The sequence below is a fragment of the Pseudomonas sp. UBA6310 genome, assembly GCF_002438225.1.
Taxonomy (GTDB): domain Bacteria; phylum Pseudomonadota; class Gammaproteobacteria; order Pseudomonadales; family Pseudomonadaceae; genus Pseudomonas_O; species Pseudomonas_O kuykendallii.
In genome coordinates this window covers 4,689-14,935 of the sequence record NZ_DJTK01000047.1, presented here as the reverse complement: position 1 = coordinate 14,935, position 10,247 = coordinate 4,689, and the positions used below count along the sequence as shown (strand labels likewise).

Below are 10,247 nucleotides of genomic sequence, written 5' to 3'. Positions count from 1 at the left end.
TGCCTGGCCGACCCGGTCGGCCAGGCGGGGGCTTACTTCGGCAGCTCGGCCTTGATGCCTTGCACGTAGAAGTTCATGCCGGCGAGGTCGGCATTGCTGGCGGTGACGCCGGCGGGAATGCGCACGGTGCCGGCCTGGTCCTTGATCGGACCGGTGAACGGGTGGAAGGAACCGTCCTTGATGCTGGCGATGATGGTTTCGGCTTCGGCTTTCACGTCGGCCGGCACCAGGTCGCTGATCGGCAGTTCGATGGTGTCGTCATGCAGGCCGCCCCAGAAGTCCTCGGATTTCCAGGTGCCGTCCATGACCGCCTGGGTTTCCTTGATGTAGTAGGGCGCCCAGTTGTTGACGATGGAGGTCAGCACGGCTTTCGGGCCGAAGTGGGCCATGTCCGAGGCGTAGCCGATGGAGTAGACGCCACGACGCTCGGCGGCCTGGATCGGCGCGGGGCTGTCGGTGTGCTGGAAGATCACGTCGGCGCCCTGGTCGATGAGGGCGTTGGCGGCGTCAGCCTCTTTGCCCGGATCGAACCAGGAGTTGACCCATACCACCTTGATTTCGGTGCCGGGGTTGTACTTGTCCAACGCCAGCTGGATCGAGTTGATGTCGCGGATGACTTCCGGGATCGGCATCGAGGCGACGTAGCCGACGACCTTGCTCTTGGTCATCTTGGCGGCGAGGAAACCGCCGACGTAGCGGCCTTCATAGGAGCGCGACAGGTAGGTGCCGAGGTTCTTGTCCTGCTTGTAGCCGGTGGCGTGATCGAACACCACTTTGGGGAACTGCTTGGCAACCTTGGCGGTCGGGTTCATGTAGCCGAACGAGGTGGTGAAGATCAGGTCGTAACCGCCTTTGGCCATGTTGCGGATGACGCGTTCGGCGTCGGCGCCTTCGGCGACGTTCTCGACGAAGCTGGTCTCGACCTTGTCGCCGAACTTTTCGGCGACCGCGCGGCGGCCCAGTTCGTGTTGGTAGGTCCAGCCGTGGTCGCCAACCGGGCCGACGTAAACGAAGCCGACCTTCAGCGGATCGGCGGCGTAGGCCCCGAGGGTGGCGCTGAATCCGAGGGCGGCGACGAGTGCGCGCAGCATGGTTTTCTTCGACTTCTTCTGCATGATGGGTGAGGCTCCTTGTTCGTATGTTTTGCGTGTCGGCCCTGGGGCTGCCGGATGATTGCAAAAAGCTGACCAACTAGACAAATAACCCGGCGGCGCCGTCAGCGCGCTCGCGAACCCGGCCTCGCGCGAAGCGAGATGGGCCGGGCTGGTGCATGGGAAGCACAGGCCGCCATGCGCTGGTGCGTGGCGATCATCGATCAAGAAGGATTCCGGCCACCATGCTTGCGCTGCTCAAAGACGAGAAACTGACCCTGCTGGCGATCGTCGCCACGATTGCCGCCTACGCCCTGGAAGGCACGCTTCTGGACGCCGGTCGCGGCAGCGCGCTGATCACCGCCGGCGTGCTGATCGGCGCCATCGTCTGTGCCTCGATGCGCGTCGCCCACCACGCCGAAGTGCTCGCGGAAAAGGTCGGCGACCCCTACGGCACGATGATCCTGACGCTCTCCGCGGTGCTCGTCGAAGTGGTGATCCTGGCCATCCTGATGAGCCACGAGCCGTCGCCGACGCTGGTGCGCGACACCATCTACGCGGCGGTGATGCTCGACCTCAACGGCATCCTCGGCCTGGCCGCGCTGCTCGGCGGCTTCAAGCACGGCGAGCAACCGTACAACGACGACTCGGCGCGCACCTACAGCGTGATGATCCTCACTGCCATGGGCATCTCCATGGTGGTGCCGGAGTTCATCCCCAGCGAGAAGTGGCACCTCTACTCGATCTTCACCATCGGCGCGATGCTGGTGCTCTACGGCGTGTTCCTGCGCATGCAGGTCGGCGCGCACAGCTACTTCTTCAGCTACAGCTACCCGGAGAAGAAGGCCCGCAAGGGCGGCGTCGCCGCCGAACACCCCGCCGGCGGTAGCCGCAGTCTGTCGATCGCCATGCTCTGCGTGGGCGTGGTGGTGATCGGCGCCCTCGCCGAGGTGATGTCCAAGGCGCTGAGCACCGGCCTGGAGGGCAGCGGCGCGCCGCCGGTGATCGCCGCGATCCTGGTGGCGGCGATCTCCGCCAGCCCGGAAATCCTCACCGCCCTGCGCGCCGCGCTGGCCAACCGCATGCAGTCGGTGGTCAACATCGCCCTCGGCGCGTCCCTGTCGACGGTGATCCTCACCGTGCCGGTGATGGAGGCCATGGCGCTTTACACCGGCCAGCCGTTCGAGATGGCGATGACGCCGGTGCAGACGGTGATGGTGCTCATCACCCTGATCGTCGCGGCGATCAACCTCAACGATGGCGAGACCAACGCCATCGAGGGCATGACCCACTTCGTGCTGTTCGCCACCTTCATCATGCTGTCGCTGCTGGGGCTCTGAACGCTCGGGCCGCGTACGGCGGTCGTCAGCAGACGCCATAGCCGATCTGCAGGCGCTTCAGGTGCCGCCGGTACTGGATGCTGCTGAGGTCCGCCGGCTGGCTGACTTCCAGCGCGGTATGCAGCGGCAACCGCACCGGCCGCTGCGATTCGAGGATCGGCACGTCTTCCTGCAGGATGCTCCGGTTGAAGGCGATCACGTCCGCTTCGCTCACCGCCTCGGCGTAGTCGTAGCTCAGGTGCATGCGCAACTGGCTGCGTTCTTCGTCCAGCGGCACCACGAACAGGCGGATCACGTCGGAGGCGCGGGCGCCGTCCGCGCCCTTCTTGTGCAGCACCGCGCTGGTCAGGGCGATCAGCTCGTAGTCGTAGAGCACCTCCGACGGACCTTGCGCCTGTAGGTTGCCCTGGCGCTGGATCACCCGGCAGTCGCGGGCGATGAAGCCGTCGTCGTGGGTTTCGAGGCGATACGCGGCGATTTCCCCGTCGTCGCCGGCGCCCAGGGTGCCGGGGTGGACGAAGCCGAAATGCGCCATGTCGAGGAAGTTCTCGATCACCCGGTAGGCATTCGCCGCCACCGTGGTTTCGCAGACCAGCAAGCTGCGGTAGGCCGGGTCGCCGACCTCCGGCAGGCGCGGCGGCGGTCGCCGCGGCGTGCCCGGGCAGACCCACAGGCAGCCGTCCTGCTCGAGGCAGTGGAAGCTGCGTACCCGCGCCTGCTCCGACGGTTCGCGGCCGGGGTGCGCGGGGTAGTGGCGACAGCGGCCGGCGGCGTCGAACTGCCAGCCGTGGTACGGGCAGGCCAGGTTCTCGCCGCTGACCGCGCCGAGCGACAGCGCGGCGCCACGGTGCGGGCACTGGTCCAGCCAGGCGCGCGCCTCGTGCTCGCCGCGCCAGAGCACCACCGGCAGGCCGAGCAACTGATAGCGGCGCGCTTGCTGCGGCGCCAGCTCCTCACTCATGGCCAGCATGTACCACTGGTCGAAGGCGTTGTCCGTGCGTGCGCTCATTGCAGGCTCCCGGTCACGCCTTCGACGAAGTAGTTCATCCCGGCCAGTTCGGCGTGACCGAGGGTGACGCCGGCGGCGACCACTTGCTTGCCGCTCTGATCGCGCAGCGGGCCGACGAAGACGTCGCGGCGGCGTTCGCGCAGCTGTTCGAGCATGGCGTTGGCATCGTCCTGCGCGGCCTGCGGGATCGCCGCGTTGAACGGCGAAAGGGTGACCACGTCATCGGCCACGTCGCCCCAGTAGTCGCCGCCCTTGAAGGTGCCGGCCTCGACCGCCTGCACCTGCTGGCGGAAGTAGGGTGCCCAGTTCTGCACGATGGCGGTGAGCTGGCCTTTCGGCCCGAAGCTGCTCATGTCCGAGCCGTAGCCGACGCTGTAGACCCCGGCGCGCTCGGCGGCCATCACCACCGACGCACCGTCGTTGTGCGCGGTGAGCACGTCGGCACCCTGGCCGATCAGCAGCTGCGCCGCTTCCATCTCCTTCTGCGGGTCGTCCCAGGTGTTGACCCAGACCACGCGCAGGGTCGCCTGCGGATTGACCGTGCGCATGCCGAGGAGGAAGGCGTTGACATCGCGGATCACCTCCGGCAACGGGTAGCTGCCGATGTAGGCGGCGACGCCGGTCTTGCTCATGTGCCCGGCGAGGATGCCGGCGATGAAGCGGCCCTGGTAGGTGGCGGCCAGGTAGTTGCCGACGTTGGGCGCCTGCTTGTAGCAGGAGGCGCAGAGGTAGACCACCTTCGGATTCTGCCTGGCCGCCTGCATCAGTGGGTTCATGAAGCTGAACGAGGCGCCGACGATCAACTGATTGCCCTGGCGCGACAGCTGGCTCAGCACGCTCTGCGCGTCGCTGTTGCCGCTGACCTTCTCCACATAGCCGGTCTTCAGCGTGGGCATTTCCTGCTGCAGCGCCTGCCGGGCCACTTCGTGGCCGTGCACCCAGCCCACCGGATTGCTCGCCGGGCCGCCGTAGACGAAGCTCATCTGCAACGGCGGCGGGCTTTCGGCGAGGGCATGGCCCGCCAGCAGCGAGGGGAGGAGGGCGAGGGCGGTTCTGATTCTTCTGTTTTTCATGGGGCACCGGGCACGTCGATCAAGGTGGCCCGACACTAGGAATTGCTCGAGGAACGGACAATCCGCCGCAGGCCGATTGCCCGGCTGCAGCCAAGAGCGTGTTCATCCCAGTCAATTTCCGTTACTGGCACGCAACTTGATCGCCTGATCAGCAAAAAAAGCCGGCGAGGCCATGCATGCGATGAAATTGTTCACCGAAGACCAGCTGTTTCGTTTCGGCGAAACCACCTACGAGCGCGGCGGCAGTTACGGCCCGCTGCGCGGCCCCTATCTGTGGCTGGCGATGATCGACGCCGGGCGCAGCCGCCTTGACATCGACGGCCGGCGCGTCGAGCTGAGCGCCGGCCAGGCCTGCCTGGTGTATTGCCGCGAGACGGTGCTGCAGCGCTTTCCCGGCGATCTGCACTGCCATGCGAGCTGGTGCGAGACCGGCGAATTCCTCGACACCCCGGACAACCAGCGCCTGCTGCAACGCAGCTTCGGCGCCTTCGAGGCCAGTGCACGGCTGAAATCGCTGCTGGGCATGGGCCTGCAACTGGAGAAGGAGCAGCCGGGACAGGCCGAGGCGCTGCGTGACGTGCTGGCGAAGGGCGTGTTCTACGAATGCCTGCGTCAGCTCGGCCTGCTGCCGGAGCGCGCCGGCGCCCTGCACCGCTCGGTAGCGCGAGCGAAGAGCTACATCGAGCGGCACTACGCGGCGCCCTGCAACCTCGACGAGATCGCCGCCTACGCCTGCCTCAGCGCGCAGCACCTGAGCCGGCTGTTCAACGACCAGCTGGGCATGCCGCCGATGCAGTACCTCTGGCAGGTGCGCCTGAACAGCGCCGAGGAACTGCTGATCCAGTCGACCCGCAGCATGGCCGACATCGCCTACCAGTGCGGCTTCAAGAGTCCCTGCCACTTCTCGCGGATGGTCCGCGAGCACTTCGGACACAGCCCGCGCGAACTGCGCCGGCGGCGCTGGGCGCGGATGCCGGCGCTTTACCGGGGCGAGGCGCGCGACCTGCATTTCTAGGATTCGGCGCACAAGGTGCGGCAGATGACCGCAGTGGCGGGTTAGGGTAGTTTGACGGCCAGTGAATTTGATAGCTGATGTGTCAGGCAGACATTGGTCTGGATGCAGCCACCGCCGTCGGGCCTGCGCGCGGCCCCGTCCGGTCTGCTGCTGGCGCCATTGTCTTACCGTCGGTGCCACCCGCCTGCCGCCGCGTTGGCTATCGTGGTCCGCAGGCAACGCGCCTACCGCCCTCGTCCGCAGGCTCAAGGTATCCGCTCAATGAAAGGATGGAAACTCTTCGCGCCGTTGCTGCTGCTCTGCATCGTCGGCATCACCCTTTACCTGCGCCTGCATCGCGAACCGCTGCTGCTGCAGGGCGAAGCCGACGCCATCAGCGTCGTGGTGTCCTCCAAGGCCCACGGCCGCGTCGCCACCCTCCACGTGCAGCGCGGCGACGACGTGAAGCAGGGCGACCTGCTGGTGAGCATTTCCAGCCCCGAGATCGAGGCCCAGGTCGCCGGCCTGGAGGCGGCGCGCGCCGAGGCCCAGGCGCAAGTCCAGGAGTCCGACAACGGCACCCGCGAGGAAGACCTGCGGGTGCTGCGCGCCGGGGTTTCGGAGGCGGAGACCACCCTGCGCAATGCCGAGCGCGACTTCCAGCGGCTCTCCGAACTGGCGGCTAAGGGGTTCTACTCGGCCAGCCAGCTGGACGACGCGCGGCGCCAGCGCGACGTCGCCCGCGAGCAGGTCAACAGCGCCCGCGCCAACCTCGCCAAGGGCGAAAGCGGCGATCGCGACGAACGCCGCGAAGCGCTGTCCGCGGCGCTGGCCGGCGCCGAGGCACAGCTGCAGCAGCTCCAGGCGCAGGCCGACGACCTGCAGGTGCGCGCCCCGGTGGACGGCGAGGTCGGTTCGATCCCCGCCGAGCAGGGCACCCTGGTGAATGCCTACAGCCCGTTGCTGACCCTGGTGCGCCTGTCGCAGAGCTACTTCGTCTTCAACCTGCGCGAGGACATCCTCGCCGGGGTGCGCAAGGGTGACCTGGTCGCCCTGCGGGTGCCGGCGTTGGGAGACCGCGAGGTGCAGGCCAAAGTCGGCTACATCGCGCCGCTGGGCGACTTCGCCACCAAGCGTGCGACCCGCGCCACCGGCGACTTCGACCTCAAGACCTTCGAAGTGCGGCTGTACCCCGAACAACCGGTCGAAGGGCTGCGCCCGGGGATGAGCGCGCTGTGGCACTGGTCGAGCAACTGAAGCGCGACGCCTGGCGCTTCGTCCAGGCGTTCAATACCGAGACCCGGCTGGCGACGCGCAGCTGGACCATTCACTGGCTCGGCTGGATCTGGCCGCTGCTGCTGTTCGTGGTGATCAGCGGCATCTACAAGGCCGGCACCCTGCAGGACATGCCCGTGTCGGTGGTCGACGAGGACCACAGCAGCCTGTCGCGGCAGCTGTTGCGCCAGCTCGATGCCGGCCCCCACGCGCAACTGGTGACCCAGACCGCCGGGCTGCCGGAGGCGCTGCGGCACACGCAGGCAGCCGATCAGTACGGCCTGCTCTACGTCCCGCGCGATTTCGAGAAGGACGTGCTCGCCGGGCGCCGCCCGAGCGTGCAGTTCTATTACAACTCGCTGTTCTACGCCGCCGGTTTCTACTCGACCCAGGACTTCGCCGGCCTCGCCGCGCTGCTCGACCAGCAGGTGCGCCCGGTGCTCGCCGCCGGCATGGGCAAGCCGGTGCCGAGCCTGGCCAGTGTCAGCGTGAGCTTCGAGAGCCTCTACAACGCCAGCGGCAACTACATCTACTACCAGCAGTTCGCCGCCATCGTGCACCTGCTGCAGTTGTTCGTGATCATCGCCACCATCCATGTGCTCGCCCGCGAGGCGCCCGAGCTGCGCGCCAGCTCGCCGCACATTCTGCGTGCCAAGGCGCTCGGCGTGCGCCTGCTGGGCAAGCTGGCGCCCTACACGCTGCTGTTCTCGACGCTGCTGATGGTCGAGCTGTTCCTGCTGGTGGTGCTCAACGGCGCGGTGATCAAGGGCAGCGTCGGCTGGATGCTGGCGATCACCCTCTGCTACGTCGTCGCCGCGCAGGCGATCGGGCTGCTGCTGTTCATCTTCACCGCCAACCGCTTCTCCGCCTACTCGCTGGTGGGCATGCTGATCGGCATCGCGCAGACCTATTCGGGCGTGCTCATCCCGACCCTGGCGATGCCGCTGCCGGCCCAGGCGATCAGCTACCTCGAGCCGCTGACCCACTGCCTGAACGGGCTGTTCGACCAGTTCCTCCGCGAGGCGCCGGCCAACTCGGGCGCCTACGCCTGCCTCAAGCTGTCGCTGTATCCGCTGGTCACCTACATGATCGCCAAGCAGCGGCTGCGCAAGCGCCTCGATTTCAGCCCGGCGTAGCGAGGAGCCCATGGAAAACTTCTGGAACGTCCTGTGTCAGAGCCTGAAGAACATGCTGGGCAAGCCGCTCTGGCTGCTGCTGGTGCTCACCGTGTGCTTCGCCTCCACGCCCTACCTGGGGCGCACCATCGACGACCTGCCGGTGGCGGTGATCGATATGGACCACAGCAGCGCCAGCCGCGAGCTGGCGCGGATGCTCGACGCGGCGCCGAAGATCGGCGTGCGGGCCTATGCCGACCTGCCCGCGGCGCAGGCCGACCTGGCCTGGCGCCAGCTCTTCGCGGTGATCGTCATCCCGGTGGATTTCGAGAAGCGTCTGCTGCGCGGTGAACAGCTGGTGGTCCCGGTGTTCGGTGACGCCACCAACCGCATCGCCAACGGGCAGATCCAGCAGGACATCAGCGCCACCTATAACCAGCTGCTGCGCGACCACAACGGCGAGCTGCTCGCGCGCAGCGGTTTTTCCACGGTGCAGACGCAGACCCTGCTCGATCCGCTGGTGGCGCGCCTGGTCGATCTGTACAACCCCGGCGCCAGCTTCGCCGCCATCGTCCTGCCGGGGCTGGTCACGCTGATCCTGCAGCATGGCCTGCTGCTGTCGAGCACGCGGGTCAGCCTCAACCTGCGCGGCGGCACCCCGCGCTCGCTGCGTCAGCCGCTGTCCACCCGGCTGGGACGCTACGCGGCGCAGTTGCTGATCTGGATCGTCCTGGCGATGCTGCTCTACGTGATCTGGCCGTACATCTTCGGCTTCCGCCAGACCTCGCCGTTCTGGGCGCTGCTGGGCATCGTCCTGCCGTTCCTGCTGGCGGTCCTGGCGTTCAGCGAGTTCCTCGCCGAACTGCTGCCCTCGGAGGAGGCGGTGTACCTGACGCTCACCTTCGTCACCCTGCCGCTGTTCTACCTCGCCGGCTACACCTGGCCGCCGCAGGCGATGCCCAACTGGGTTCTGCTGCTGGCCAACGCGATTCCGTCGACCTGGACCATCCGTGCGGTGGCGGAAATGAACCAGATGGACCTGCCGCTGGGCGCCGTCGGCCCGCACATCCTGGTGCTGCTGGCGATGGCCGCGGGCTACGCCCTGCTCGGCACGCTGATCTACCAGTGGCGCAACTGGCGCACCGACCACAAGACCGGCGCGGCGTGAGCGGCGCCGCCCTGACCGGAGACATCGCTTGAGCGAACCCGAACCCACCACGGCAACGCAGCGGCCGAGTTGCACCGCGCTGTTCCTCGGCTTTCTAGGCCTCGGCCTGACCTCCTTCGGCGGCGCCCTGCCGCTGGCGCGCCGCGCCCTGGTGGAGCGCCGGCGCTGGCTCGGCGAGGAGGAGTTCACCGAGCTGCTCGGGCTCTGCCAGTTCCTGCCCGGCGGCAACGTCATCAACCTCTCGGTGGCCGTGGGCGCGCGCTTCCGGGGCGTCGCCGGGGCGCTGGCGGCGCTGCTCGGGCTGGTGGCCGGGCCGACGGCCATCGTCATCGGCCTCGGTGTGATCTACGAGCGCTTCCACGACGACCCGCACATCCGCCACCTGTTCGCCGGGCTCGCCGCGGCGGCGGCCGGGTTGATGGTGTCGATGGCGGTGAAGATGGCCAGGCCGTTGCGCGGCCAGCCGGTGGCCATCGGCGTCGCGCTGCTGGCCTTCGTCGCGCTCGGCGTGCTGCAGCTGCCGCTGCTGGGGGTGATGCTGGTGCTGACGCCGTTGAGCGTGCTGATCGCCGCGGGGCGCAGCCGGTGAGCGAGACGCTGTTTGCCCTGGCGGTCATCTTCACCCAGCTCTCGCTGCTGGCCTTCGGTGGCGGCAACACGGTGCTGCCGGAGATGCAACGGCAGGTGGTGGACGTACATCACTGGATGTCCGCCGCCGACTTCGGCGCACTGTTCGCCCTGGCCCGCGCGGCGCCGGGACCGAACATGATGGTGGTGCCGCTGATCGGCTGGCATGTCGCCGGCTGGAGCGGAATGCTGGTGGCCTCGCTGGCCAAGTTCATCCCCTCGTCGCTGCTGACCCTGTTCGTCCTGCACCTGTGGCAGCGCTTCAAGGATCACCCCTGGCGCCGTCACGTACAGGTCGGCCTGCTGCCGGTGACCATCGGCCTGGTCGCCGCCAGCGCGCTGCTGCTGGTGCAGGCCACCGCGACCAGTTGGCTGCTGTTCGCCATCGCGCTGCTGGTGACGCTGTTCGACGTCTTCACCCGCGTCCACCCGCTGTGGCTGCTGGCCGCCGGCGCGCTGGCCGGGCTGCTGCTGGGCAGCGGCTGAGCGGCGCGTCATCCACCCTAAAGCGGGTTGCCGCTTTTTGTAGGGTGGATCGCGCTTCATCGATCCACC

10 protein-coding genes are annotated in these 10,247 nt (G+C 67.7%); 7 read left to right on the top strand and 3 right to left on the bottom strand.

Going from position 1 to position 10,247, the window contains the following annotated elements; translation table 11 throughout:
- Positions 1-32: 32 nt before the first annotated feature.
- Entirely contained in the window at positions 33-1,115 is a 1,083-nt protein-coding gene (locus B3E91_RS10835) for a BMP family ABC transporter substrate-binding protein (RefSeq protein ID WP_287029421.1), read from the bottom strand.
- A 221-nt stretch (positions 1,116-1,336) separates the two neighbouring features.
- On the opposite strand from B3E91_RS10835, the gene B3E91_RS10830 reads away from it, so the two are divergent.
- Positions 1,337-2,431 (top strand): calcium:proton antiporter, encoded by a 1,095-nt coding sequence (locus B3E91_RS10830; protein ID WP_287029420.1) that lies wholly within the window; start codon positions 1,337-1,339, stop codon positions 2,429-2,431.
- 25 nt (positions 2,432-2,456) lie between these two features.
- On the opposite strand, the gene B3E91_RS10825 is transcribed toward B3E91_RS10830, so the two are convergent.
- A complete protein-coding gene (locus B3E91_RS10825) occupies positions 2,457-3,440 on the bottom strand; it encodes an aromatic ring-hydroxylating oxygenase subunit alpha (RefSeq protein WP_287029419.1) in 984 nt (327 codons plus the stop codon).
- Entirely contained in the window at positions 3,437-4,513 is a 1,077-nt protein-coding gene (locus tag B3E91_RS10820; protein WP_287029418.1) for a BMP family ABC transporter substrate-binding protein, read from the bottom strand. The genes B3E91_RS10825 and B3E91_RS10820 overlap by 4 nt, the downstream gene beginning before the upstream one ends.
- A gap of 181 nt (positions 4,514-4,694) precedes the next feature.
- On the opposite strand from B3E91_RS10820, the gene B3E91_RS10815 reads away from it, so the two are divergent.
- The 6 genes from B3E91_RS10815 to B3E91_RS10790 all read left to right on the top strand — a co-directional run bounded on the left by B3E91_RS10815 (position 4,695) and on the right by B3E91_RS10790 (position 10,178).
- Positions 4,695-5,528 carry an AraC family transcriptional regulator gene (locus tag B3E91_RS10815; RefSeq protein WP_175534301.1) on the top strand — a complete coding sequence of 278 codons (834 nt, stop codon included), beginning with the start codon at positions 4,695-4,697 and terminating at the stop codon, positions 5,526-5,528.
- 261 nt (positions 5,529-5,789) lie between these two features.
- Entirely contained in the window at positions 5,790-6,764 is a 975-nt protein-coding gene (locus tag B3E91_RS10810; protein ID WP_287029417.1) for an HlyD family secretion protein, read from the top strand.
- Positions 6,749-7,918, top strand: coding sequence for an ABC transporter permease (locus B3E91_RS10805; protein WP_287029493.1), 1,170 nt, complete (start codon positions 6,749-6,751; stop codon positions 7,916-7,918). The genes B3E91_RS10810 and B3E91_RS10805 overlap by 16 nt, the downstream gene beginning before the upstream one ends.
- A 10-nt stretch (positions 7,919-7,928) precedes the next feature.
- Positions 7,929-9,065 (top strand): ABC transporter permease, encoded by a 1,137-nt coding sequence (locus B3E91_RS10800; RefSeq protein ID WP_287029416.1) that lies wholly within the window; start codon positions 7,929-7,931, stop codon positions 9,063-9,065.
- 28 nt (positions 9,066-9,093) lie between these two features.
- Positions 9,094-9,654: a chromate transporter gene (locus tag B3E91_RS10795; RefSeq protein WP_287029415.1), complete on the top strand. Its 561-nt coding sequence runs from the start codon at positions 9,094-9,096 to the stop codon at positions 9,652-9,654.
- On the top strand, positions 9,651-10,178 hold the full coding sequence (locus tag B3E91_RS10790; RefSeq protein ID WP_287029414.1) for a chromate transporter: 528 nt from the start codon (positions 9,651-9,653) through the stop codon (positions 10,176-10,178). Before B3E91_RS10795 ends, B3E91_RS10790 begins: the two co-directional genes overlap by 4 nt.
- The last annotated feature ends 69 nt before the right edge of the window (positions 10,179-10,247 follow it).

What these genes read in the sequence shown, in the direction of transcription:
- B3E91_RS10825 (WP_287029419.1), bottom strand. Translation starts at nt 3,440, where the DNA reads ATGAGCGCACGCACGGACAACGCCTTCGACCAGTGGTACATGCTGGCC.
- B3E91_RS10815 (WP_175534301.1), top strand. Translation starts at nt 4,695, where the DNA reads ATGAAATTGTTCACCGAAGACCAGCTGTTTCGTTTCGGCGAAACCACC.
- B3E91_RS10810 (WP_287029417.1), top strand. Translation starts at nt 5,790, where the DNA reads ATGAAAGGATGGAAACTCTTCGCGCCGTTGCTGCTGCTCTGCATCGTC.
- B3E91_RS10830 (WP_287029420.1), top strand. Translation starts at nt 1,337, where the DNA reads ATGCTTGCGCTGCTCAAAGACGAGAAACTGACCCTGCTGGCGATCGTC.
- B3E91_RS10835 (WP_287029421.1), bottom strand. Translation starts at nt 1,115, where the DNA reads ATGCAGAAGAAGTCGAAGAAAACCATGCTGCGCGCACTCGTCGCCGCC.
- B3E91_RS10800 (WP_287029416.1), top strand. Translation starts at nt 7,929, where the DNA reads ATGGAAAACTTCTGGAACGTCCTGTGTCAGAGCCTGAAGAACATGCTG.
- B3E91_RS10820 (WP_287029418.1), bottom strand. Translation starts at nt 4,513, where the DNA reads ATGAAAAACAGAAGAATCAGAACCGCCCTCGCCCTCCTCCCCTCGCTG.